This is a genomic window from Leifsonia sp. HAY1-4F (assembly GCF_056755275.1).
In genome coordinates, this window is sequence record NZ_JBNDHX010000036.1 from 1 (window position 1) to 24,024 (window position 24,024).

25 protein-coding genes are annotated in these 24,024 nt (G+C 66.1%); 12 read left to right on the forward strand and 13 right to left on the reverse strand.

Features of this window, described 5'->3' with window-relative positions; translation table 11 throughout:
• The 4 genes from ACPYOG_RS08995 to ACPYOG_RS09010 form a co-directional block, all read left to right on the forward strand.
• The coding region (locus ACPYOG_RS08995) for a LacI family DNA-binding transcriptional regulator (protein WP_481293894.1) at nucleotides 1-708 on the forward strand (708 nt) is incomplete at its 5' end.
• Nucleotides 709-886: 178 nt separating this feature from the next.
• A complete protein-coding gene (locus ACPYOG_RS09000; protein WP_481293895.1) occupies nucleotides 887-2,251 on the forward strand; it encodes an ABC transporter substrate-binding protein in 1,365 nt (454 codons plus the stop codon).
• 82 nt (nucleotides 2,252-2,333) lie between these two features.
• Nucleotides 2,334-3,299, forward strand: coding sequence for a carbohydrate ABC transporter permease (locus ACPYOG_RS09005; RefSeq protein ID WP_481293896.1), 966 nt, complete (start codon nucleotides 2,334-2,336; stop codon nucleotides 3,297-3,299).
• On the forward strand, nucleotides 3,296-4,213 hold the full coding sequence (locus ACPYOG_RS09010) for a carbohydrate ABC transporter permease (RefSeq protein ID WP_481293897.1): 918 nt from the start codon (nucleotides 3,296-3,298) through the stop codon (nucleotides 4,211-4,213). Before ACPYOG_RS09005 ends, ACPYOG_RS09010 begins: the two co-directional genes overlap by 4 nt.
• Nucleotides 4,214-4,231: 18 nt before the next feature.
• Here the strand turns inward: ACPYOG_RS09010 and ACPYOG_RS09015 are convergent, their stop codons facing one another.
• Nucleotides 4,232-4,597 carry an ArsR/SmtB family transcription factor gene (locus tag ACPYOG_RS09015; RefSeq protein WP_481293898.1) on the reverse strand — a complete coding sequence of 122 codons (366 nt, stop codon included), beginning with the start codon at nucleotides 4,595-4,597 and terminating at the stop codon, nucleotides 4,232-4,234.
• 83 nt (nucleotides 4,598-4,680) lie between these two features.
• On the opposite strand from ACPYOG_RS09015, the gene ACPYOG_RS09020 reads away from it, so the two are divergent.
• Nucleotides 4,681-5,994 carry an NAD(P)-binding domain-containing protein gene (locus ACPYOG_RS09020; RefSeq protein ID WP_481293899.1) on the forward strand — a complete coding sequence of 438 codons (1,314 nt, stop codon included), beginning with the start codon at nucleotides 4,681-4,683 and terminating at the stop codon, nucleotides 5,992-5,994.
• Nucleotides 5,995-6,015: 21 nt separating this feature from the next.
• Here the strand turns inward: ACPYOG_RS09020 and ACPYOG_RS09025 are convergent, their stop codons facing one another.
• From ACPYOG_RS09025 to ACPYOG_RS09040, 4 genes are all read right to left on the reverse strand, one after another.
• Nucleotides 6,016-6,831, reverse strand: coding sequence for a hypothetical protein (locus ACPYOG_RS09025; RefSeq protein WP_481293900.1), 816 nt, complete (start codon nucleotides 6,829-6,831; stop codon nucleotides 6,016-6,018).
• Nucleotides 6,832-6,834: 3 nt separating this feature from the next.
• Complete coding sequence (locus ACPYOG_RS09030; RefSeq protein ID WP_481293901.1) at nucleotides 6,835-7,098, reverse strand: hypothetical protein; 264 nt, start codon at nucleotides 7,096-7,098, stop codon at nucleotides 6,835-6,837.
• Nucleotides 7,099-7,249: 151 nt separating this feature from the next.
• Nucleotides 7,250-7,702: a MarR family winged helix-turn-helix transcriptional regulator gene (locus ACPYOG_RS09035; RefSeq protein WP_481293902.1), complete on the reverse strand. Its 453-nt coding sequence runs from the start codon at nucleotides 7,700-7,702 to the stop codon at nucleotides 7,250-7,252.
• An 11-nt stretch (nucleotides 7,703-7,713) separates the two neighbouring features.
• Nucleotides 7,714-8,472, reverse strand: a complete 759-nt coding sequence (locus ACPYOG_RS09040) for an SDR family NAD(P)-dependent oxidoreductase (protein ID WP_481293903.1) — start codon at nucleotides 8,470-8,472, stop codon at nucleotides 7,714-7,716.
• Nucleotides 8,473-8,695: 223 nt separating this feature from the next.
• On the opposite strand from ACPYOG_RS09040, the gene ACPYOG_RS09045 reads away from it, so the two are divergent.
• On the forward strand, nucleotides 8,696-10,186 hold the full coding sequence (locus ACPYOG_RS09045; RefSeq protein ID WP_481293904.1) for a purine-cytosine permease family protein: 1,491 nt from the start codon (nucleotides 8,696-8,698) through the stop codon (nucleotides 10,184-10,186).
• 31 nt (nucleotides 10,187-10,217) lie between these two features.
• Here the strand turns inward: ACPYOG_RS09045 and ACPYOG_RS09050 are convergent, their stop codons facing one another.
• A complete protein-coding gene (locus tag ACPYOG_RS09050; protein ID WP_481293905.1) occupies nucleotides 10,218-11,024 on the reverse strand; it encodes a FadR/GntR family transcriptional regulator in 807 nt (268 codons plus the stop codon).
• Nucleotides 11,025-11,114: 90 nt separating this feature from the next.
• Here ACPYOG_RS09050 and ACPYOG_RS09055 point away from each other — a divergent pair, with 90 nt between their 5' ends.
• From ACPYOG_RS09055 to ACPYOG_RS09065, 3 genes are all read left to right on the forward strand, one after another.
• The gene (locus ACPYOG_RS09055; RefSeq protein ID WP_481293906.1) at nucleotides 11,115-12,014 is read left to right on the forward strand and encodes a carbon-nitrogen hydrolase family protein; all 900 of its coding nucleotides are present in this window, start codon (nucleotides 11,115-11,117) and stop codon (nucleotides 12,012-12,014) included.
• A gap of 64 nt (nucleotides 12,015-12,078) precedes the next feature.
• Nucleotides 12,079-12,885 carry a carbon-nitrogen hydrolase family protein gene (locus ACPYOG_RS09060; RefSeq protein WP_481293907.1) on the forward strand — a complete coding sequence of 269 codons (807 nt, stop codon included), beginning with the start codon at nucleotides 12,079-12,081 and terminating at the stop codon, nucleotides 12,883-12,885.
• A 72-nt stretch (nucleotides 12,886-12,957) separates the two neighbouring features.
• Nucleotides 12,958-13,374 carry a group III truncated hemoglobin gene (locus ACPYOG_RS09065; protein WP_481293908.1) on the forward strand — a complete coding sequence of 139 codons (417 nt, stop codon included), beginning with the start codon at nucleotides 12,958-12,960 and terminating at the stop codon, nucleotides 13,372-13,374.
• Between the two features lie 57 nt (nucleotides 13,375-13,431).
• On the opposite strand, the gene ACPYOG_RS09070 is transcribed toward ACPYOG_RS09065, so the two are convergent.
• The 4 genes from ACPYOG_RS09070 to ACPYOG_RS09085 all read right to left on the reverse strand — a co-directional run bounded on the left by ACPYOG_RS09070 (nucleotide 13,432) and on the right by ACPYOG_RS09085 (nucleotide 16,341).
• Nucleotides 13,432-13,887 carry a hypothetical protein gene (locus ACPYOG_RS09070; RefSeq protein ID WP_481293909.1) on the reverse strand — a complete coding sequence of 152 codons (456 nt, stop codon included), beginning with the start codon at nucleotides 13,885-13,887 and terminating at the stop codon, nucleotides 13,432-13,434.
• Nucleotides 13,884-15,128 (reverse strand): DUF2249 domain-containing protein, encoded by a 1,245-nt coding sequence (locus ACPYOG_RS09075; protein WP_481293910.1) that lies wholly within the window; start codon nucleotides 15,126-15,128, stop codon nucleotides 13,884-13,886. Before ACPYOG_RS09075 ends, ACPYOG_RS09070 begins: the two co-directional genes overlap by 4 nt.
• A gap of 75 nt (nucleotides 15,129-15,203) precedes the next feature.
• Nucleotides 15,204-15,899, reverse strand: a complete 696-nt coding sequence (locus ACPYOG_RS09080) for a helix-turn-helix transcriptional regulator (RefSeq protein ID WP_481293911.1) — start codon at nucleotides 15,897-15,899, stop codon at nucleotides 15,204-15,206.
• Between the two features lie 121 nt (nucleotides 15,900-16,020).
• Entirely contained in the window at nucleotides 16,021-16,341 is a 321-nt protein-coding gene (locus ACPYOG_RS09085; protein WP_481293912.1) for a cupin domain-containing protein, read from the reverse strand.
• Nucleotides 16,342-16,745: 404 nt separating this feature from the next.
• On the opposite strand from ACPYOG_RS09085, the gene ACPYOG_RS09090 reads away from it, so the two are divergent.
• Nucleotides 16,746-17,693 carry a hypothetical protein gene (locus ACPYOG_RS09090; protein WP_481293913.1) on the forward strand — a complete coding sequence of 316 codons (948 nt, stop codon included), beginning with the start codon at nucleotides 16,746-16,748 and terminating at the stop codon, nucleotides 17,691-17,693.
• A 1,026-nt stretch (nucleotides 17,694-18,719) separates the two neighbouring features.
• Nucleotides 18,720-19,994, forward strand: coding sequence for a GAF domain-containing protein (locus ACPYOG_RS09095; protein ID WP_481293924.1), 1,275 nt, complete (start codon nucleotides 18,720-18,722; stop codon nucleotides 19,992-19,994).
• Between the two features lie 122 nt (nucleotides 19,995-20,116).
• Here ACPYOG_RS09095 and ACPYOG_RS09100 read toward each other — a convergent pair whose 3' ends face one another.
• From ACPYOG_RS09100 to ACPYOG_RS09110, 3 genes are all read right to left on the reverse strand, one after another.
• Nucleotides 20,117-20,869 (reverse strand): L,D-transpeptidase, encoded by a 753-nt coding sequence (locus ACPYOG_RS09100; protein WP_481293914.1) that lies wholly within the window; start codon nucleotides 20,867-20,869, stop codon nucleotides 20,117-20,119.
• A gap of 89 nt (nucleotides 20,870-20,958) precedes the next feature.
• On the reverse strand, nucleotides 20,959-21,744 hold the full coding sequence (locus ACPYOG_RS09105) for a hypothetical protein (RefSeq protein WP_481293915.1): 786 nt from the start codon (nucleotides 21,742-21,744) through the stop codon (nucleotides 20,959-20,961).
• A 349-nt stretch (nucleotides 21,745-22,093) separates the two neighbouring features.
• Nucleotides 22,094-22,399 carry a hypothetical protein gene (locus tag ACPYOG_RS09110; RefSeq protein ID WP_481293916.1) on the reverse strand — a complete coding sequence of 102 codons (306 nt, stop codon included), beginning with the start codon at nucleotides 22,397-22,399 and terminating at the stop codon, nucleotides 22,094-22,096.
• A 544-nt stretch (nucleotides 22,400-22,943) separates the two neighbouring features.
• On the opposite strand from ACPYOG_RS09110, the gene ACPYOG_RS09115 reads away from it, so the two are divergent.
• Complete coding sequence (locus ACPYOG_RS09115) at nucleotides 22,944-23,720, forward strand: Ig-like domain-containing protein (RefSeq protein ID WP_481293917.1); 777 nt, start codon at nucleotides 22,944-22,946, stop codon at nucleotides 23,718-23,720.
• Nucleotides 23,721-24,024 lie beyond the last annotated feature (304 nt).

Sequence of the window (24,024 nt, forward strand, 5' to 3'; positions counted from 1 at the left end):
GGTCCTCGCATGCGGATGGTCGACGGGATCCTCTTCAGCGTGCTGGCGCTGGGTCAGGAGGATGCTGCCCATCTCGATATCCCCACCCCGCTCGTGCTCCTGGGCGAGCGGATCTTCAACGGACCTGCCGACCACGTGACCATGCAGAACGTCGCCGCAGCGCGAGCGGCGACGGAGCACCTCCTCGCGCTCGGTCGCCGGCGCATTCTCGCGTTCGGTGCGCACGAGAACGAAGTCGTCGGGTCCGCCGGTCTGCGACTCGCGGGATATCGTGAGGCACTCGCGGCCGCGGGTGTTCCGTATCGGGACGAGCTGGTCGTCCCGGTCGGCCATTGGCATCGCCGGACGGGCGCTGAGGCCATGGACGCGGTGCTGGCCGGCGGGGTGACGTTCGACGGGGTCGTGGCCTTCAACGACGCGATCGCGCTCGGTGCCATGCGCGTCCTGCAGGAGAACGGGTTCCGCGTCCCGGGCGACATCGCGATGATCGGCTTCGACGACATCGACGAGACCCGGTATTCCGTGCCGTCCCTTTCGACGGTCGATCCGGGACGCGAGGAGATCGCAGAGACCGCCGTGCGCTTGCTGGTGGAGCGGATCGCCGGCAAGAAGCGGTCGGATCCTCCCCAGGAGATCGATGTGCCGTTCCGCCTGGTCGTGCGTGAGTCGACCGTCCTGCGCTCGGCGGTCGCCTCCGTCCCGGCGTGACACCCGCCTGCGAAGCGTGCTTGACACTTCTCCGCATCCCCCACCACAATGTTCCTACAACGTTTTCCTATAACGTTGGAGAAACGAAGAAATCAGGATCAAGGAGGATCCAGCATGACCGTTCCGGGCAGCCGCATTCTCCCTTCCTTCATCGACTCGAAGCACTGAAGGGAACACAGTGAAAAAGAACCGGATGGCACTCGTCGCCACTGTTGCGGCGATGGCGCTGGCGGCGACGCTCGCCGGCTGCAGCCAGGGCGGCGGATCCGACGCCCAGGGCGCGAGCAACCCCAAGCTCACGAACTGCACGAACAAGATGATGAACGACGCGCCTCAGGTCTCGGTCTGGGCCTGGTACCCGAACATGGCGAAGGTTGTGGACAACTTCAACCGGGCGCACAAGGACGTGCAGGTCTGCTGGACCGTCGCCGGCCAGGGCGGACCCGAGTATGCGAAGTTCCAGACCGCGATCTCGGCGGGCAAGGGCGCACCGGATGTCATCATGCTCGAGGCGGACCAGCTGACCGGTTTCGAGATCCAGAAGGCTCTCGTCGACCTGGCGCCGTACGGGGCCAACGACGTGAAGAAGAACTTCTCCGACGGCGCCTGGAAGGACGTCTCCCAGGGCTCGTCCGTCTACGCGATCCCGGTCGACGGCGGCCCGATGGCGATGATCTACCGCAAGGACATCTTCACCAAGTACGGCATCACGCCGCCGACCACCTGGGCGGAGTACGCGCAGGCCGCCGAGAAGGTCAAGGCCGCCGGTGGTCCGCTCTTCGGGGACCTGGGCAGCAACGTGCCTGCGGCGATCACTGCGCTGATGGCGCAGAAGGGCGCCGTGCCGTTCACCTACAACCTGCAGGACCCGAAGAACATCTCCATCAACCTGGACAGCCAGCCCGCGAAGGATGTGCTCGACTACTGGGCCGGCCTGGTGAAGAAGGGAGTGGTCGGCACTCAGGACCAGTTCACCACCGACTACATCGCGGGCGTCGTCGGCGGCAAGTACGCCACGTACGTCTCGGCCGCCTGGGCACCGGGTTACCTCACCGGCGCAGGCGTCGGGAAGGGCTCGGAGAAGGGCTCCTTCGCCGTCGCGCCGCTCCCGCAGTGGAACGCCGGTGACCAGGTCTCGGTCAACTGGGGCGGATCGACCTTCGCCGTCACCTCGCAGGCGACGAACAAGAAGCTCGCCGCCGAGGTGGCGAAGGGGATCTACGCGGACGACGCATCGCTGACGGACGGCTGGAAGACCCAGACGATCTTCCCGCTCAACCAGGGCGTGCTGAAGTCGGACGCGTTCATCAACAACCCGGTGGACTTCTTCAACGGCCAGACCGCCAACAAGGACATCTACATCCCCGCCGAGAACAACTACAAGGGTTTCAACTACAGCCCGTTCTCCGTGTACTACTACGCGCAGTTGCAGGCGCAGATCGTGAAGATCAACGCCGGCAAGATCAGCGGGTCGCAAGCGGCCACTGACCTCCAGGCCATCATGGTGAAGTACGCCAAGAGCCAGGGCTTCACCGTCAAGTAATCCCTTCCGGGACGGGATGCGATGGCACTGCCCTCGCGTCCCGTCCCGGGAACCAACCCCTAACGACATCCAGGGAGAGACCATGGCCCCCGTCGGGTCCACGACCACGACCGCATCCCCACCGCGCACCGCTGCGCGACCGTCGCGCGCACGCTCCGGCAGCGCGAAGATGCTGGCCCGCCGCGGGCGGACCGGCTGGATCTTCATCGCGCCGTTCGCGGCCGTGTTCGTGCTCTTCCTCGTCGCGCCCCTCGCGTACGCCTTCTATCTCAGCCTCTTCACCAAGGGGCTGGCGACGGGAACGGTGTTCTCCGGCATCGACAACTACGTGAAGGCGTTCACCGATCCGTCGTTCCTGAACGGCGTGTGGTTCGTCGTCCGCTTCTCGATCGTGCTGATCCCGGTGCAGATGCTCGTCTCGCTGGCGGCCGCGCTCGTCCTCGACGCGCTCACGACCCGGCTGGCCCGGTTCTCGCGTCTGATGATCTTCCTGCCGTATGCGATTCCTGCGGTGATCGGCGCCCTGATGTGGGGCTTCCTCTACAGCCCGACGTTCGGTCCGCTCCAGCAGCTGTTCTCGCTGTTCAACGCGCAGGCGCCTTTCCTCCTCAGCCAGGGGAACGTGTTCGCCGGGCTCTTGAACGTCGTCACCTGGCAGTGGGCCGGGTACTACATGATCATCATCTTCGCGGCGCTCCAGGGCATCGATCCCTCGATCTACGAGGCCGCGAAACTCGACGGCGCCAACTGGTGGCAGGTCGCGATCCGCGTCAAGATCCCGCTGGTCGCCTCGGCGCTCGTCCTCATCCTCGTCTTCGCCCTCATCGGGACGCTGCAGTTCTTCACCGAGCCGCAGGTGCTCGCACCGGTGGCCAACGGCACGATCACTCCGGACTTCACCCCGAACATCTACGCGTTCAACCTGGCCTTCTCGTACGCCCAGTTCAACTACGCGTCGGCGATCTCGTTCGCTCTCGGGATCGTGGTGTTCATCGCCGTCTATATCTTCATGTTCGCCACTCGCAAGCGGGGGAGCCTCCTCAAATGACCGAAACCCTCGAGACGACGGCCCGTCCGGTCAACGCCGGGCGCTCGACGCCGCTACGGACGACCCGCAAGCCCCGGAACGTCATCGCGCACCTGTTCCTCGTCGTGCTGGTGATCTACTTCCTGGTCCCGGTCTGGTGGCTGCTGGTCGCCAGCACCAAGAATGCACCGGACCTCTTCGCCGGCACGGGAGCGCTGTGGTTCGGCAAGGACTTCAATCTCTTCGCGAACCTCGCCGACCTGTTCACCTACAACGGCGGCGAGTACCTCCAGTGGCTGGGCAACTCGGTCCTGTACGCGGTGAGCGGAGGCGTCGGAGCGACCGTGATCGCCGTCCTGGCCGGCTACGGCTTCGCCAAGTACCGGTTCCGCGGGCGCAACTTCACCTTCGCGCTGCTGCTCGGCTCCGTCATGGTCCCGTTGACCGCTCTCGTCATCCCGACGTTCGTGCTGCTGTCGAACCTGGGCCTCACGGACACGATCTGGGCGGTGATCCTGCCGTCGCTGCTGAGCCCGTTCGGCGTCTATCTGATGCGCGTGTACATCGCCGACGCTGTTCCGGACGAGCTGCTGGACGCCTCGCGCGTCGACGGCGCCGGGGAGTTCCGTACGTTCTTCACGGTCGCCCTGCCGCTGATGCGTCCTGCCCTCATCACCGTGCTGCTGCTCTCGATCGTCGGGACGTGGAACAACTACTTCCTTCCGCTGGCGATGCTCTCCACCTCCAAGCTCTACCCGATCACCGTCGGACTCGGCCTCTGGTCGCAGCTCGCCTCGTCGAACAACGGAGGCTCGCATTCGCTCTGGAGCCTGATCATCGTGGGTGCGCTCGTCTCGATCATCCCGTTGATCGTCGCCTTCCTCACCCTCCAGAAGTACTGGCAGGGCGGGCTCTCGCTCGGCAGCCTCAAGTAGTCCGGGCGCGCTGACTTCTCAGGCGGTGGATGCGGTCGCGGTGGCGAGGAGCGCGGCGACGCGGTCGAGGCTGCCGGGGACGAGCTTGTAGTAGGCCCACGTGCCCCGCTTCGAGCGGGTGAGATAGCCGGCGTCCATCAGGATCTTCAGGTGGTGCGAGACCGTGGGCTGGCTCAGTCCGATCGGATCGGTCAGGTCGCAGACGCACGCTTCGTCGCCCTCGGAGGCGGCGACGATCGAGAGCAGCCGGAGGCGGGTCGGGTCGCCGAGCGCTTTGAACGCGATTGCCATCGACGCGGCGTCGTCGGCGGTGAGCACGTCCTGGGTGACCGGTGTGCAGCAGGAACCGACCGGGGTGAGGGGGAGTGCTTCCCGAGTGCTCATGGATCAATCCTAGCGTCTATATTGACAAACTTCGATGGAAGGAGGCAGACTCCATCCGTCGAAGAACGTCAATGGAGGATGCGATGACTCTGGTCGACCTGACCACTCCTACTGTGCGCAGCGGCCGGCTCGACGGGCTGCCGGTCGCGATCATCGGCGCGGGCCCCATCGGGCTGGCCGCCGCGGCGAACCTGGTCGAACGCGGGATCGACTTCGTCGTCTACCAGGCCGGCGAGGATGCAGGGGCGAGCATCCAGAAATGGGCGCACATCAGGTTCTTCTCGCCGTGGCGTCACCTGATCGACCCGGCCTCCCGCCGCCTCTTCGAGGGCACGGGATGGACGGCGCCCGAGGAGTCGGCACTGCCGACCGGCGGCGAGTTCGTGACCGCTTACCTCCAGCCGCTCTCGAAGCTCGACGCGATCGCCTCCCGCATCCGGTACGGCGTGACCGTCGACGCGGTCAGCCGGGAGGGTATGGACCGGACCCGCAGTGCCGGCCGCGCCGACACCCCGTTCCTGCTGCGCATCGCGGATGCGAACGGCGTGCAGGAGGTCACCGCGCGCGCCGTCATCGATGCGTCGGGCACCTACCTCACCCCGAACAGCCTCGCCTCCTCGGGCCTCGACCCGCTCGGGCTGCCGGCTGTCGCCCACCACGTCTCGCACGCCCTTCCGGACGTAATGGGACGCGAGCGGCACCGCTTCGCGGGCAAGCGCGTCACCGTCGTCGGCGCAGGACACTCCGCCGCGAACACGCTGCTGAACCTCGCAGCCCTCAAGCGCGAAGAGCCAGAGACGCAGATCACCTGGCTCATCCGCAACGCCGGCGCCGTACGCGTCACGACGTCCGACGACGACGAACTGGTCGCGCGCGCCGCCATCGGAAAGCGCGTCGAGCGAGTGATCGGCACAGGCGACATCCATCAGCTCGACCGGTTCGAGATCCTCCGCGTCGCGCCCATCGAGGGCGGGGTTCGGTTGATCGGGCAGCGCGCCGGCGAGGTCGTCGAGCATGACACCGACGTGGTGGTGAACGCGACCGGGTTCCGCCCGAACCTGGACATGCTGCGTGAGATCCGGCTGGAGCTGGACGACATCGTCGAAGCGCCCGCCCGGCTGGCGCCGCTGATCGACCCGAACATCCACACCTGCGGCACCGTCGAGCCGCACGGCTTCGCCGAGCTGCAGCAGCGGGAGCCGAACTTCTTCCTCGCCGGTATGAAGTCCTACGGCCGCGCACCGACGTTCCTGCTCGCCACCGGGTACGAACAAGTCCGCTCCATCACCGCGTACCTCGCCGGCGACATCGCCTCGGCGATGAAAGTGCAGCTGGTCCTCCCCGCCACGGGCGTGTGCTCCACTGGGCCCGCGGCGTCGTCATCGTGCTGCTCGTAGGAGCCTGGGGCGGCGAATCGCCTACGTTTGTACCTCGTTGCCGGACGCCTCAACGTCGACCTCGTGGAGCAGCGACTGCTGTGCCTCGGGAGTCAGGATCGTCGACCAAAGGATCTCACCTGGTTCGGGCTGTACTTGCAGGTATGGAACTGGCTCGGGGAGCCAGTCGTGGACAGTGAGGCCGTCGAATGCCGAGAGTAGGAGCGCGAAGAAGTCCGGGTCGGTTGCTCCGACCGAGCTGATCGCCAAGTAGACCTGACCGTCATTGAGCATCCTGATTCGGACCCGGACGTCGGTGGGACCGTACGTGAATCCGCGGATATCGCCTTCTTGCATCGAGAGTGCGGCGGCACGTCTGACGAGCGGGGGAACTGCGTTTACGAGTGCAAGAGCCAATTCGGCCTCGAGTCGTTTGACGTCCCATGCTTGCGGCAAGAGGAAGTCTGTCGAGCAACTATTCGGGCCGCCCGCGTGTGCCTCCGCATCCAGCCTGGAGTAGAAGTCACGTTGAGGAGAGTCGTTCTGTCGCGCGCCCGCCGCTGCCAACCACCACCAGGCCTGCCCTGTTTCGAGTGCGGCGCGGGGGCTGTCGTCGACCGCGCCGCGCACGTTGCCCGCTGCGCCACGCCAGGCGCCTGTCTTCACTTTGAACCAGACTCGGTCTTTCAGCGATAGAACGCGTTCGGCTGAGTTGGCGGCCACCATGTCCGGGATTGCTTGGACGCGCACGACGACGGGATGCTCGAGTTCACTGAGAGGCACGGCGATCGTGGGTACATCGAGGCGCAGGTCAGACAGTGCCCGCCTGGTTGGGCGGACCGGCGCAGTGTCGGCCACGAATTACTCAGCCGGGAGGCCGCCGAGCTCCTCGAGCTCGGCGGGGCTCATGCCGGTCAGCACCGAGACCGCGGCGGACTTCGATCCATCGAGGCGCGACAGAGACTCCTTGATCGCCGCATTGAGTTCGTCACGATGCGTTTCGACATACTCGCGGACAGCGTCGCTGACGATGTCCTTCTTCGTGCGACCGAGGAAATGCGCAGCGTCGCTGATCAGCCGATCGGTGGCCGCATCAACCTTTACAGGGCTCTGGGTGGCGGGCATTGTTCCAGTCTCTCGTCGGGTGGTACCAAAGTAGCCTAGTAGCCAACGTTCGACAATGGCTGACAGGACTGGAAACCCGCCCTGAGACATAACGCACTATCCGCCAAGAATCGACCGGCGACACGACCGCCGTCGGATCGGCCAGCGTGACCTAGGAGGTTCCGAAGGTGTGGGCCTCGACCTGCTCGGTCGCTTTTCGCAGTACGCGGATGGCCGTCGCGAGGTCGTCGGGGTCGATGCCGACGAGTGCGACCGAGCGTACTTCGGCGAACGGATCGGGAAGGGCGCCCCACATCGTCCGGCCGTCGGGGGTCAGGGTGATCAGCCGCTGCCGCTGATCCGTCGGGGACGGAGCCTGCTCGACGAGGCCCTTGCGCACGAGGGTAGCCACGATTCCGCTGAGGCTCGCCCGTTCGATATGCAGGGCACGACCGAGGTCTCGCTGAGACGTCGGGCCATCGGTGGCGAGCTGGTAGAGCACCGCCCATTGTGTCGAGCCGATTCCGTGCGGCCGCAAGACGCCATCGACGGCTGCCCGGTTGGCGAAGTAGTACCGCTTGGCCCAGGTGCCGACGAACTCCGGCTCGGAAGCGCGCTCGGTCATGCGTCAAGTATTCACCAGGGAATGGGGGTGTTCTCCCAACGCGTGAACGTGCCGGTCGGGCCGTCCGGGCCCAGCAGGCACACGCGGACCACTTCGCGGGAGCCGTCCTCCACGGACTCGGTTCCGGCGAAGTTGTTCAGGTTCGTGGCGGTGAAGGCCGGCGAGACCAGGTTGACTTTGATGTCCGTCGACTCCAGTTCGACCATCATCGCCAGGGTGATCGCGTTCTGTGCGGCTTTGGATGCGGGATACACCGGGCCGAACATCGAATGGTACGGAGAGTCCGGGTCGGCATTGGCTGTCAGTGATCCGACGCCGCTCGACACGTTGACGATCCGGGCGTCTGCCGACTTCCGCAGCAGCGGCAGCATCGCCTGGTACACGGCGAGGGTGCCGAAGACGTTGGTCTCCCACACGGTGCGGATCTCGTCCAGTGACGCCGTGCTCGCCTTGTTCGCTGTGGCGTAGTCGCGGAGGAAGTCGCCATCGCTGCTCTGAGCGCGCGAGATGCCGGCATTGTTGACCAGGAGATCCAGGCGACCGAACTCCTTCTCGATGCGCTCGGCGGCGGCCGCGATGGAGGCCACGTCCGTCACATCGATCTGAATCGCGAGCGCGCCCTCCCCGATCTGCCCGGCCGCGGCCTGTCCGCGCCCGGGATCCCGGGAGCCGAGCAACACCGTGACGCCGTTTCCGACGAGCTCCTTCGCGACCTGGAACCCGACTCCCTGGTTCGCCCCGGTTACCAAGGCGATGCGTTGTGCTGTCATGACTGCTCCTATCGATTCGGTACCGAACGATTGTCGTTCGGTACCATACGAATGTCAAGTGACCTCAGTCGCGTGCTTGCTGCGCGATGCCCGTTGGGGAATGGTGGACAAAAGGGATCATCCTGATCTATTTTGTTCTGTGTCAGGACGACGGGGCCCGAAGGCGCTAGCCCCCAGGCTCACCCGTTCCGCGGTCGAATCCCAACACGTTGAAGGAGTACCTGTGTCAGAGCAGAGGACAACCACCGGGAGCACTCTCGGACTGGAGGTGCGGTCCATCGACTACGTCCCGCACCACGAGCGTCACGGCAAGGTGTGGCACATCGGCCCCCTGTGGTTCATGTCCAATGCGCAGATCGCGACCCTTGCGGTCGGTGTCGTGAGCATCGCGGCCGGCGGGAACCTGATCTGGTCGATCATCGCCATCGTCCTCGGTCTGCTGGTCGGCACGATCTTCATGGCCGCGCACTCGTCGCAGGGCCCGCAGCTGGGCTTGCCGCAGATGATCCAGTCCCGCCCGCAGTTCGGCTACATCGGCGCGCTGCTGGTGTGGCTCTTCGCGTTCCTGCAGTACGCCGGCTTCAACGTCTTCAACACGGTCCTCGCCGGTGACTCTCTCACCGGGGCGATCCACGTCGGGCACGGCGCTGATGCGTTCTGGTTCTGGTTGGTCACCATCGTCTGCGCGGCGGTAGCTCTCTTCGGCTACGACCTCATCCACAAGGTCGAGCGGTACCTCACCTACGTCACCGTGGTCGTGCTCGCCCTGCTCACGTTCGCGGCGCTGGTCCACCTGCACCTCCCGGCCGGCTCGTTCGACATCGCGCACTTCAACGCCCTTGCCTTCTTCTCACAGTTCGGCGTCGTCGCGGGGTACCAGATCTCGTGGGCGATCTACGTCTCCGACTACTCGCGCTATCTTCCGGCCGACACCCCGCCGAAGACGACCTTCCGGTGGACGTTCTGGGGCAGCGCCATCGGCGGCGCCTGGATGATCCTGCTGGGTGCGTACCTCGCCGCCGCCGTCAAGGACTTCAACGCCAGCGACCCGGTGGCGGCGATCCGGGACGTCGCCGACGGTCTCTTCCCCGGCTTCGGCATCATCGCCCTGCTGGTGATCGCGTTCGGGCTGATGGCGGTCATCGTCCTCAACATGTACGGGGGGTCGCTGACCCTGATCTCGTCGATCGACAGCATTCGCAAGGTGCGGCCGACCCTGAAGGTCCGCGTGATCACGGTCGGCGTCACCGCGGTCATCTCGGGCGTGCTCTCCCTTTACGCCTCCAGCGACTTCGCGACGGTCTTCGCGGACTTCCTGCTGCTGGTGCTGTACTTCTTCATCCCGTGGACGGCGATCAACCTGACCGACTACTTCATCGTGCGCAAGGGGCACTACGCGATCCGCGAGATCTTCAAGCCGCACGGCATCTACAAGCGCTGGGGCTGGGCCGGGATCGTCTCGTACCTGGTGGCCTTCGCCTGCATGGTCCCGTTCTTCAGCATCGGCACGTTCTTCACCGGGTTCATCGCACAGCGCATGGGCGGCGTCGACATCTCGCTGTTCATCGGACTCCCCGTCGGCGGTGCGCTCTACTGGCTCTTCAGCCGCAACCTCGACCTCGCCGCGGAGCGGACCCTGGCCGGGCAGCAGGCTGCCGACCTCGAGAACGCGGCCCCGGAGAGCGAGGACCTCGCCGGCATCATCGTCGACTGAGTTCCGCCCATGGCTCGCGCCGGACGTCCGATCAGCTGTCGGCGTCCGGCGCAGTCGTTCGCGCTGCGTCCTCGCCGGCCGCGGCGATGCCCATGAACATGGAGCGATGGAGGGTCTGGACATGCGCCTCCATGATCGCCACCGCAGCCACCGGGTCGTGTCGGCGGAGGGCGTCGACGACCTCCACGTGCTCGGCGTTGACGCGGTGCAGATAGGCGACCGGGTACGGCAGGAAGTACTCGTACAGGGCGTACAGCGTCGTGCTGTAGTGCGGGAGGGCCCAGGGGAGGCCGCTCGCCCGGGCGATGGTCAGATGGAGGGCTTCGTCGGCCGAGTGGTAGCCGCTCCAGTCCTCGGCCTGCGCCGCCTGCTCGACGTAGCGGTCGAGCTCGGCGAGCTGGGCTTCGCTGATGACGAGCGCCGCGTGATGGACGACGGCGCACTCGAGCAGCGTCCGGCGGTCGATCAGCTCGTGCACCTTCGCGGCGTCATCCAGGTAGGCGCCGACGGCAGAGACTGCAGAGGCCGCGGAGCGCTCCGCGACGAAGGTGCCGCCCGCCCGGCCTCGCCGCCGGGCCAGGAGGCCGTCGTCAGCGAGGCTCTCCAGCGCCCGGCGAGCGGTGATGTCGCTCACCCCGAGCGCTTGGGCGAGCTGGCGGTAGGTGGGCAGGCGCTCGCCTCGGGCGAGGAGGCCCAGCTCGATCGCGAGCGCGATGCGGGCCCGCACCGTCTCCAGCGCGCTCAGGCGCGTGATGCCCGCGACGGCCGGGTCCACGAGCGCCGCCACGGCCGCACCGGCCGTGCCACCGGCTCCTGAATCGTCCGTCCCCGACGTCATCCATCCACCCTAACCGTCCATGGTGGACATAAGCGCTCATAATGATCTATTTTTGCTGTGAGCCGGTCTAGGAACGAAGGAGTGAGGACGATGACACGAATCCTGCAGATCGTGGCGGTCCAAGCACCGCCGCTGCCGATCGGGACTCCGCTCGACGTGTTCGCGGACGAGGTGCGCTCGATCGCCGCCGCGCATCCGGGCCCGGATGTGCGACTCGTCGTCTATCCCGAGCTGCACCTCTTCGGCCCCGAGCACCTTGCGCCCGGGGACCGCAACCAGCTGCTCGACGCTTCCGCCGTCGCTCTGGACGCGCCGCTGATCGCCGAGCTCGGCGCCATCGCACGGGCGGCGGGCGCCTGGCTCGTCCCCGGCAGCGTGTGCGAGCGCGGACCCGCCGGTGAGCTCTTCAACACGGCGCTCGTCTTCTCGCCGATGGGCGAGCTGACGGCGAGCTATCGCAAGATCTTCCCGTGGCGGCCCTACGAGCCCTACGAGCCCGGCGGCGAGTTCGTCGTCTTCGACATCCCCGGCACCGGACGTCTCGGCCTCTCCATCTGCTACGACGCCTGGTTCCCGGAGGTCACCCGCCACCTGGCGTGGATGGGCGCCGAGGCTGTCGTCAACATCGTCAAGACCACCACGCCGGACCGCGCGCAGGAGGTCGTGCTCGCCCAGGCCAACTCGATCGTCAACCAGACGTTCACCGTGAGCGTCAACTGCGCCGGCCCGATCGGCGAGGGCCGCAGCCTCATCGTGGACCCTGAGGGCGCCGTTCTCGCGGCCGCATCGAGCGCCGACCCGGCAGTCCTCGTCGAGACGATCGACCTGGATGCCGTCACCCGCGTGCGCCAGTCCGGAACCGCGGGCTCCAACCGCATGTGGGCCCAGTTCCGGCCGACCGACGCGCCGCTCGAACTGCCGCTCTACTCCGGTCGCATCGACCCCGAACGCTGGGCACCGGCCACCGCCGTCGGGGACGCGACACGCTGAGACCGACGTATGCTTGTCCGCGGCCGTTCCGACGGCGTGGCCATCCGCCGAGAGAGGAGCGACTGTGCGCATCACCCTCGCCCAGATCGACTCCGACGACGACATCCAGCGCAACCTCGGGCTCATCCGCACGGCCGCGGAGGCGGCAGCCGCGGACGGCGCGGAGCTGGTGGTCTTTCCCGAGTACGCGATGTACGAGAAGCGCGCCGTCGACGCGTCCTTCGCGGCCGCGGCCCAGCCCGTCGACGGGCGGTTCGTGTCCGCGCTCGCGGAACTGGCCGCCGGCCTCCGCATTGCGATCGTCGCCGGCATCGTCGAGAAGACGGATGCGGATCCGCGACCGCACAATACGCTGATCGCGGTCGATGCGACAGGCTCGGTCATCGCCCGCTACCGAAAGCTGCACCTGTTCGACTCGTTCGGCTTCCGCGAATCGGAGTGGATCGCGCCCGGCGACTCCCTCGAACCCGTCGTCTTCGACGTCAGTGGCCTCACATTCGGACTGATGGCCTGCTACGACCTCCGCTTCCCCGAACTGGCCCGCCGTCTCGCAGACGCCGGCGCGCACGTGGTCCTGGTCTGCGCATCCTGGGTTCCCGGCCCGGGCAAGGTCGACCAGTGGCGCACGCTGGCGAAGGCCCGCGCCATCGAGAACACCTGCTTCGTCGCCGCGACCTCGCAGGCCTCCCCGATCTCGATCGGCACGAGTCTCCTGGCCGACCCGTTGGGCGCCGTCCTCGGCGAGCTCGGCGACGGCCCCGCAATTGCGACCTTCGACGTGACCGCGGCGGACGTCGACGCCGCACGCGAGCGGAATCCCGCTCTTCAGCAGCGGCGGTACACGCAGTCGGTGGATGCGCTGGGCATCTGAAGACTTCGCGCGCCGGAATCGCCCGACGATTTTACCGCATCGTTCTCAGTTTTAATGCCGTAGACTCAGGACATGGGATCAGATCTCACCGACCGGGCCGATGTTCGGCTCCTCGTGGAGGAGTTCTATCGCACTGCGTTCCGTGATCCGTTGATCGGACCCATCTTCACCGACATCGCCCGAATGGACCTCCAGCACCATCTGCCGATCATGTGCGACTTCTGGGAGACGGTCCTTTTCCAGGCGGGTCTCTACCATCGCAATGCGCTCCAATTGCATTTCGTGTTGAATGCGAAGGTTCCTCTTCAGCAGGAGCATTTCACTCGGTGGCTCGAACTGTGGACGGCCACGGTCGATGCTCATTTCGCCGGCGAGAAGGCCGAGCTGGCCAAAACCCAGGCCGGGCGCATCGCCGGGTCGATCCACAGGCGCATTCAGGGTCGCTCCGGCAGCGACTTCGAAACGCTGCGCCGACGGGCACAATGCTGAGGCAGGCCGGCGCCGGCCGCCTCCGGGGCTGAGGTTCTCGCCCCTGGTGATGTCCGGTCACTTGGCCGTGATCGCGGCGAGCATGAGACCGATCGGGATGCTGAGCAGCAGGATGGCGATCACTATTCCGTAGAGCCAGAGCGCCCAACGCAGCCCCGGCCTGGTGTAACGCAAATGACTGATCTGCATCAGCAGCACGACGATGAGGAGCGCTCCGCCGGAATCGACGACCAGCGGCGCCTTGATGAGCGTTCCTGCGATCACCGCCGCGTTTCCCAGGTTCCAACAGGAGAACTCGATCGAGAAGCCGGCCGGGGTGAGCGGGGCACGCGCCAGCTCGCTGCGAACCACCCCGAACAGGCACTGCGCGACGCCACAGACCAGAACGAGGTAGGCGGCCGACCATGACCCGTCGACCAGGCCCAAAGGAGTCGTCGCGGCCGCGACCAGACCACCCGCGACGATGCAGGCGCTGCCGGCCACGAAGAATACGGTCGCGTACCGGTCCGTCACCTCGGGATGGCGTCCCGGTCGCTGTAGACGAGCTGCAGACGCCAAGCCGCGGGGCCTCGCTGCAGGTAGCTGACCGCGAACCGCTCCCCGGAGCGTTCCCGGATCTGCGCCAGCAGCGGTAACGGATCGTGGGGCGCGACCAGCACCAGGCCCTCCCGCGGACGCAGCGACTCCAACGCTCCGAAGACCGTCGCATGCCGGATCGCATGCGGGACAGCACGCACATCCAGCTCCGGCAGCTCGGGGTCCTTCACGATGCCGCATTCGCAAGCCGACCCGGTCGGCCCCGCGTGACCAGGGTGGGCACCCTCCGTGTTCGCCGATTCCCGCGGAGCGCGGGGCAAGGAGCGCTCGACATCGGCCCACAATTCGGCCAGCGAATGCCGCGTCGATGCGGCAAGAACCGGCAGTAGCCGCTCCATCTCCAGATTGAGCTGGTGCTCGACCGCAACCCGCAACGCCACTGTCGCGGCCGCCAGCGGCGCCGGGCCCATGGGCGTGCTGGCCTCCTCGAGGAGCGCGTTGATCCGCTGCTGCCCGTCACGCAGAGCCTCGGCAAGGTCGGACTCTGTCGCGCCGACGCGGCCGACCTCCGGGTAGAGAATGGCAGCCTCGGCGCCGAACAGCGGGGTGAGGTCGGAGCGCGCCCAGTCCACCAGCCGGCGGCGGGCATCCTCGAGGCCGGTAGCGTTTCCGGTCACGGCGACATCCAGTAGCCGGGAGACATGCGCGGCGAGGTTGCCGGAGAGCTCGGCATGAGACCGCGTGATCGCCCCGAGAGCGACGGAGTCCGCACCGCTGGAGGCGAGCACCAGATTATCGCCGATCGGCCGGCGACCGACATCGACGGTCGCGACGTGGTCTCCGGCAGCGCGCCGACGAGACCTTCTGCCGTCTAACAGGGTCAGCAAGAGATCCGCGCGGGTCTTGGCTCGCACGGCGTGCCGCGCACCGGCGGCCAGATAGAGCAACCCGCCTGCGACGAGTCGTGTGCTCGTGCCGACCGCCTCGACGTCCACCGCTCCTGCGAGCACGTGTATCAGCACGGGAACGGCTGCTTGATGCTCGTCCATGCTCTGGCCGGCACTCAGGGTGAGCCGAACCACTGCAGCCCCCGGCGCCTTCAGGATGCGACGGGATGCGATGTGATCCGGATCCGCCGGCATCAGGTCGATCAGCGTCTGTGCGTCGTGAGCCACGACCACCATGCGCTCGTCAGTCGTTCCCGTCGTGTCGTTCATGGTTCCTCCGCCTCGCCTGAATTTAGAGTAGCAGAATGCGGTTTAATAGAACACTGGCTGGCGTGGAAGGAGGCCTCAGGTGTCCTTGGCTGTTGTCTCGCCGTGGCCGCTGGTAGCCAAAGAGCCTCGCAGCCGGACCAGGCACAGCTCCGGTTCGACGAACGGCTGGAGGGTGGCTTCGGCCTCCGAGTGACCGAGATGATTGACTAAGCCGGCCAGCAGGCCTTGGTGTGCGGAGCAGACGACATTCGGGTGCGCAGAGGCGACGTCACGGAACGGGCACTCGCGCAGAGCGAGGATGCGCCCGTCTTCACGTATCTCGGGGGCGAACCCGATCTTCTCGAACACCCGGCTCAGCGAGCCGAGGTCGTCGCCCGAGCCGGGAGCGGTCTGATCCGCGAAGAGACGGGACCAGCGTTCCCCCGCTTCGATGGCTCGCGACCTTCCGTCGTCGGATACAGAGGCGAGCGCGTCCGCGAGGACGTCGCTCAGTTCTCGCAGCGATTCCTCGCGGGAAGCCTTCTCGACGACCCGGTATACCATTCGCGGCCGGCCACGACCACTGCGGTGCAGGATCTCCCGAGTGACCATCCCGGCGCTCTCCAGCTGCTCGAGATGAAATCGCGCTGTCGTGACATGGATCCCGCATTCGCCGGCGATGGCCGCCGCGTCCATCGGGTCCTCCGACGTTGCAAGCAGCCGCAGGATTTCCCGCCGCACCGTAGAGGCCAGCGCCACGTGGCGGTCGCCGATGCGCTCTGTTGCGGTCATCGTCACAGAATACCAGCACCGGCTAATAAACAGGAGTAACGTGCGTTATATTGCCTGAAGTTCGAGCTGAGTACACACTTTGGCGATCTTCTACCAGAACGATCTCGCCGTGTCGCTGCCTTCAACCCAGGAAGGTGATGCTCAAGCGGGCGGCAGACTCGGTGCGGACGGTGTGCGAGACGCCGGCGTCGAGATGCAGAATATTGCCCGGATACAAGTCGTATTCGACCGCGTCTGCCAGAACGGCGAATCGGCCGTCGAGTGCGTGCAGCAGGATCGGCGTGGGGCAGGTGTGCTCGCGCAAAGAGGCACCGCCCCGGAAACCGAGGACGACGATCCGGACGCCGGGCCTGTCCAGGACCTGGCTCGATCGCACGGAGATGTGGCCTTCGCCGCCCGATAGTTCACCGAGGCTGTCGAAGCTGCCCAGTGTCGTCATCATCGTTCACCATCCCTCGCGACATATGGCGTGACCCCTCTCCTATCGCTGCAGCCTCACCAAGATCAAGGTCGGGTTCGCAAGCCGACGCTTCACGACTCAATAAAACGGAGTCAAATCCTTTAAATAGAATAGCATCATCGATACGCGCGGAGGCCAGGCGCAAGCGGATGGGCTGACCGGTCTCGGCTCGTGCGCCGCACCCCATCAATTCGTGGGTCGCGGACCCGAGCCTTGTTGCTGGTTCGCGTAATGAATGTGATCGGACTGTGTCTACTTCGGTGGACGGACGCCTGATCTACCGAGCGCATATCCGGGAGCCGGACTGTTACCTGTGTGGCGCTCTTGGTGCGTGGGGTAGCGGTGAAGCCGATATTCGGTTCCGCGATATGTGAAATGGAAACAGTATGAACAGTTACACCCCTGACTCCGTCAGGAATCGGACATCGGTAGCTGAAAGTCCGCCGACTGTCGGGCGTATTGTCGCCCGGGCCGTGGTGGGTGTAGTCGCCGTTCTGTTCTTTGTGTTCTCTCATGAGGGCATGCATTGGCTCATCGGTCGCCTATTCGGTATTCCCGCTGTCTTCGCCTCCCTTGCCAGTGTCGGCGTGCCGCCGGCGGACATGCATCGTTACCCCTTGTGGGCGTTGACCTTGATGAACGGCGTCGCCCCGTGGTTTTCGGTCGGGTTCATCGCCCTCGCGGTGTGGCTCTCGTACCGCCTTTCCGACCGGGATGGAATCCTCGTCGACTTCTTCCGATGGACGGCGATCGCGGGCGCCCCGTACCTGGGGCTACAACTGATTGGCGGTGTTGCTCCCGCGAAGAACGACGGCAGCGGCGTGGATTTCGCCGCGATCAACGCCTTCTTCAACCTATCCGCGCCGATCCCCGCGCTCCTCAGCCTGGTCGGGAGCATCCTGCTTGTCGCCGCCGCCATCCTCGTGAGGAAAACCGTGTTCGCGCCGGTGGCTACCCGTAGCGGGTTGGTGGCACCGTGGAGGCGCGCCGCCGGGGTGACACTGATGGTCATCTTCGCGCTCATCACGATCGCCTGCTGCGTCGCGGCCGCTATCGGGAACTATGCTTACACGCTCATTCCGCTGCTGGCGTGGGTAACCCTGTTCAGCGGTGCGCTCAGCCTCTGGATCCCGTGGAAGCAACCGTCCAGTCGCGCCTTCCTCCGCTCCTGGGGCTTTCCCGGTGGCATCGTTGTCCTTGCAATGGCGGTAATCGGAATCCTCACCGCTGGCGACCTACTGATCGCCGGACTCGTCATTGCACCCACCTTGCTCACCGTCCTCTCCGTACTCAACCCCACCCGTCGATCGGGGCGTGTTTCCCATATGGCGTAGCCAGGAGCGGATTGCGCAGATGGTGACGTCGGCGCTGCGCGAGTTTCGCTTGTCGAAGCGCGTGAATTCGACGTGGGAGCCGCTCGCCCGGCTCCCACGTCGTTTGCCGGAACGCATGAACAGACGGCACTGGCAGATCCCCAGTTCTAAATCCAACGCGTGCTTGTTCGTGGTCCGGTCGATCTTGCGAATGGTCAGCTTGCGCCTGGCCGCTTGGTCCATGGTTGGGTTATGGGCCCAAACCCGCTACGAGCCCAGTACATGCAAGAAACCCCGTCATGTAGAAGCTAGACGAGGGTTCCAGTGGCTCCGACTGGCATCGATCCGGTGCCCTTTCGATTTTCGGTCGAAATCCTAGGACCTAATATGACCCCGTAGGAGCTAAAGCCGTTGATTTTCCGCGGATTTTCATCTCCTGTCATCTCATAGAACCCAGTTCGATCTCACACAGTTGTCGGTGGGTGCCAACCAGCCGATGAGATTTCCGTTCGTGAGGACTGCACCCAGACAAGGGTTCCCATGGCGTAACCATGGCACCCCGAATCCCACGGGCGTATCACGTCTCGACCTCGATCGTTCTGGCACCTGACACTGAGTGCGGAGCTCCCCGGGACTCAGGCTCGCATGGCGAGATGAGCCTCGCGAAGCGGGCTTCGAGGATCCTGCCGACCCCCGCGCCCAGACTTCCTCAAGCTGTGAGGTCGCGTAGCGCGGGGAGATGTCTGCTTTGCCAGCGTCGACCAAGGTGAAGACGGCGGCCCCTGGGATGAGATCTCCGACGCGGAAAGCGCTTGGGTCATGCTGCCGGCATGGGACCGGCAAGAACGGTATGGAGGCGGACCCCGTCGGCTGTGTGAAGTCCGCGGGACGACTTGGTGAGCGAGAACGCGCCTGCCTTCGAGCTGACGCACGAGGGCATGTTGATGCCCCCCGCGATCGTCGGCACTACATGTGTTGGGCTCGAAATGGGTAGCTGCCGGGTGTACCGTGCACCCACCTGGAATTCAGGTCAGAGGGGTGGACGTCATGATGGCTCTTGTTGAGCGTGCGTTTCTCACCCCGGTCATGCGCTTGTGGTACCGCTCCCTTCGGTCCCGTCACGCGTTGGGGCCGAAGCCAACCGACGGGTTGTCGGCGCATGCGGCCGGGCCCGATAGCGATCGGGTCCTTCTGTTCGGTTCGGGAATCGCTGCCGGTCTGGGCGTGCTCAGTCAGGACCTCGCTTTGGCCGGACATCTTGCCCGGGCCTTGAGCGCTCGCACGCTACGCGGAACAGATGTCGATGTCGTCGCTGATCTGTCGCTGACGGTCCAGAACGCTCCGCCATACCTCAGGTCGATCGTTCTGGAACGGTATGACGCAGTGATCCTGACGCTGGGAGCAAGGGAGTCGCTGGAGCTGGCGCCGATAGGCCGCTGGCGGCAGCATTCAAGGATGCTGCTCGATCAGCTGCTTGATGCCGGCTCCTTCGACATCGTGGTCACCGGGATCCCCTCCCTGCGCTCGATAAATGCATACGGGACACCGCTCGGGCTGGTGGCCGAGCGTCACTCTTACCGACATAACGCGGCGACCGCTGAACTATGCTCTGCCAACAGACGTACCACCTTCGTCAGGCTGTCCCCTGCTATTAATCACCCCGATGGCAGCGGTCGTGCAGTTGAGAACTACCGAATGTGGGCGAGCGAGATCGCCGAGGCCACCGCCCCGCTCTTGGACCTCGCCCGCGCGTCCAATATCGGCGTGCGACATGATGCGGCCACATCGGAGCCGCAACGCGAAGCCAGTGTCCAGAGGCTGGGCATCCTGCACACAGAACCGGAAGCGCGATTCGACCGGATTGTTGACCAAGCCCGAATGCTCTTCAACGCGTCCGGCGGGGCGCTCGCCTTCATCGATGGCGACAGGCTTTGGTACAAGTCCTCCATCGGCGCCACCCTTCCAAGCATCGCTCTGAAAGACTCCTTTACCCAAGCCACCCTGGCGGAGCGCGGAGCGTTCATCATCCCCGACGCACATGCCGACGCCCGGTTTCGGAACCTCGCACAAGTGACAGGCCAACCGTGGGTGCGGTTTTGGGCGGGCTTCCCGATCGAAGATCAGGACGGCGTGCGCGTCGGAACCCTCAGCGTCTTCGATTCCGAACATCGCTTCCTGACGCCCGACTATCACGCGGCCGTACTGCGGCAGCTTGCACTCATGGTGCAGCAGGAACTCCGTCAAACCACCACGTCATCGACCAGAGCAAAGGTCAGCCACAACGGGCTGCAAGCGTCCTCCACGGAAATCAAGTTTCAGTGACCGTCGCTTCAGCAGCCGGAAACCGCGATCCGCGGAGAACCTGTGCCACGATTTGCTGGGCCGTGGCCACAGCATCCAAGCGACGACCTTGAGAGGGAGCGGGATGGGATGGGGCGAGCGCTTCAGGCGATCGTGATCGGCGTGCCCAACGGGAGGAGGCCCGCGAGCTCGGTGATGTCCGGGTTGGCGAGGCGGATGCAGCCGTGGCTTGCGGCGTGGCCGATGCTCGCGGCGTCATCCGTGCCGTGCAGCCCGATCTGTCCGGGACCGCCGCCGAAACTGCTGAGCACATCCGAGAACGCGGACAGCCCGAACGCGAAAGGGCCGTATCCGCCGTTGGTGGGCTGAAGCAGCTCGGTGATGTAGAAGGATCCGTGCGGTGTCGGGGTGCCACCGGTGCCGGTGGCCGCGGGGTACGTCTTCACGAGAACGCCGTTCTTGTACAGCGAGAGAGTGTTCTGCTCGGTGGACGCCTGGAGGCTGTAGACCAGGCTGTGCAGGGTCACCGCGTCCGCTTTCACCCAGCCGGTGCTGCCGTTGGGGCGCTGGGCCAGGTGCACCTGCAGCCAGGCGCCCTGCGCGGAGGCCACCAGGAAGGTCAGCGGGGCCCCGGACGGCTGCGGGTTGGTGAGGTTCTCGGTGACCGCACCGTCGGGGGCGCTGTACACCGCGACCTGCGCCGCGACGACGGTGGCCGACGTTCCGATGGCGGCTGTCGCGGGCGTGGGCGTGGGCGAGGGCGACGCACTGTGAGCGTGCGGCTGCCGGGTCGCGGAATGCGTGGCGGTGGCGGCGGCTGCGCAGCCGGTCAGGGTCAAAGCGGCCAATACGACAGCTGCGCCGAACGTGAGCGAAGGGATCAGACGCCGGGGCATGTGGGTTCCTTCCGGAGGTACTGCTGTCGAAACGGATGCGCCGGACCGGAGCGTTGCTCCGGTCCGGCGCATCGACACTGGTCCGGCTCTCAGCCGGTGAAGCTGGCGGTCTGCTTGACCGGCGCCGCGGGAGCAGCGACCGGGGCGGTCGGCGCGACGACAGGGTTCGCGGTGACCGTGAAAGTGACCGGCTGCGCGGCGATGTTGTTCGTGGAATTGAACGCCGAGAGCGTGTACGTTCCCACGCTGGAGAAGCCACTGCTCGCGGTGGGGACGAACGTCAGGGTCGCGGTTCCGTCGGTGCCGACGACGACCGGCGTACCCACCTGGTTGCCCATCGCCGAGGTGGCGATGCCGAAGGAGACGGTGGAACCCGGTGCGAAACCGGTGAAGGTCGCCGTGACACCCGTGCTCGTGTAGGCGGCGAGGGTGAGGCTTGCGGGGCTCACCGTGCCGGTGGGGGCGGCGACGATCGCGATCGGGGTGCTCACCGGCGCGGTCGTGGCACCGGTTACCGTGATCGTGTGCGTCCCCACCGTGGCGGTGCTGGGAAGATATGCCGTCGCGACGTAGTTGCCGGTCGCGTCTGCCGTGTTCTGCGTGAAGTTCGAGCTCGCAGAGGTGATCAGGGGCGACGAGTCGAACGTGATCGTCAGGGTCTCACCCGGCTGGAAACCGGCAGCCGTCAGAGTGACAGTGCCGTTCGCTGTCGCTGTGCTCGAGCTAGACGTGACCGAGGCGGAGACCGGCCCCGCATGCGCGGCAAGCGTTCCGCCGAACACCAGCGCAACAGCGATCGCTCCCGTCGAGGCGATCAGCGACGGCCGTCGCCACCGAGAACGGGAGGCGGCGACAGAGGAGGAGGTGGATGACATGGAGTCCCTTCAGAGTGACCGGCGGGCACGGCCCGACCGAGGATCGTGACAAGAGAGTGACGCTCACCCTCGAGACTTCACTGCGAGCAGCCGTGCGCTCTCACTCTATGGGTTCCGCTTTCGCGAATGGGGTTCGGACGACCGATACAGCCCATGTGCGCCCAGAACTGGGGACGCCACGAGGTGGGACTCGGCGCCGGGCCAGGCGGCGCCGGGCGCTGGTGGCGCGGTCAGAGGTCGAGGCTCGCGACTGCGATGGTCCAATCGGCGGCGATCGCCCGTTGCGAGTGCTCGGTGTCCGTTGCCGCGGAATCGGGGGCAACTCTATTTGTGACTCCACGCAGAGGTGCTAGGTTTCGGTCAGGTCACGCATCGGGGCGGCGACCACCCGAACCCTGAGGACCCCAATGTCGACTCCTTCTCGCCATGCCGTTGGACGACTCGGAGCAGGTGTCGCGGGCCTTGGCGTCGCCGCTGCACTGATCTTCGCCGGTTCCCCAGCCGCGAACGCCACGACGGTCCCTTCCTGCAGCAACGGAATCTGCACGATCAGTTTCCCGGTCACCGGTTCGCCGCAGACCTGGACCGTCCCAGTAGGGGTCACCTCGATCACCGCCACAGTCGACGGCGCCTCCGGCGGCACGGCGAATATCATCGGGTCAGTGTTCCCCGGAGGCGGCGTCGGCTCGGGCGGCGCGGGGGGCGCAGTGAGCGCGACGGTGCCCGTTGTTCCCGGCTCCGCCCTGACCGCGGTTGTCGGCAGCCAGGGCCAGAACGGCACCTCGAACACGTCAACGCCCGCGGCCGGCGGTTACGGCGGCGGCGGCACAGCCGGAGCGATCACAACCTTCTCGACACACGGCGGTGGCGGTGGTGGCGGCGGCGGGAGCTTCTTATTCGATAGCACCGGCTTACTGCTCGCCGCTGGTGGCGGCGGCGGCGGAACCGCGGATGGCGGTAGCCCCGCTCCCGGTGGCGCCGGCGGATCAACCGGTGCCGGTGCGACCCCGGTAGACCCCCAGCCGGGAAACACAGCCGGTGGTGGTGGAACTGACTCCGGCGCGGGCGCAGGCGGGGTCCTCACGATCGGTCTGCCTTCCTTCTACCCGGGGAACCCGGGCGGAGCTGCAGTCACATCCTCAGCGGCAGCAATTAGCAGCGGAGGGTCCGGGCCGTCCAGCGCCACCGCGGGAGCATACATGACCGCGGGTGGCGGTGGCGGCGGTTATTACGGTGCGGGCTCGGGGGGGACCGATGGACCCGGCGGATACTCCACCGCCGGCGGCGGTGGCTCCGGCTTCGTCGCGGCAGCCGCAACGAACGTTGCCGCGCTGCCCGGAATCACCGGTGACGGCAGCATCGTCATCACCTACGCCGAACCGATGGTCGCGTCATCGACCACGGTCACTGCCAGTGGGAACCCCACCGAGGGCACCCCGACAACCTTGACCGCAACCGTCGCACCCTCCGACAGCACCGGCACGGCCACGTTCTACGACGGCACCACCACGCTTGGTACCGGGACGGTGACCGGCGGTACCGCAACATTCGCTGCGAACCTCGCCGCCGGCAACCACTCCATCACCGCTGTTTACAGCGGAGATGCCACCCACACCGGCTCCACTTCCCCCGTCCTCGTGCTCACGGTCGCGCCTGCCCCCGCAGCGCCGGTGTTCACCACTAGCACCCCGCCGGCAACCGGAACCACGGGCGTGGCGTACTCCTACACGTTCACCGCGACGGGCCTGCCCGCTCCCACCTATTCCGTCTCTTCCGGCGCCCTACCGGCAGGGCTCAGCATGAGTAGCACCGGCGTGCTCGCCGGCACCCCCACCACGCCTGGCAGCTTCACGTTCACCGTCACCGCCAACAACGGCGTCTCCCCCAGCGCCACTACCGGACCATTGACCATCATCATCGCCGCCCTGGCAGCCCCAGCGACACCCGTCATCGGTACGGCGACCTTCACCGGGTAGCGCAGCGACGCCAAGGGGAGCCGGCTGGGGCGCAAGAACTGATCGGCGCCTCCATCGGCATCGAACACCAGGTCGAGACGGGCGAGCAGTATTTTCAGCGGCTTGAGGTCGAGATCGACCCCATCGCAGGACCAAGTCTCGCGATTGACGCGCATGCGGCCCTATAGCAGGTCGGTCACCCGGCGTTAGAAGATCCTTCTCGGACCAGAGAAGACCGGTAAGCGTCGTGGTCGGACCGGGGGCTTCTTTTGGTGGCTTCGACCGGCATCGATCCGGTGATCTTGCGATTTTCACTCGACGTAGC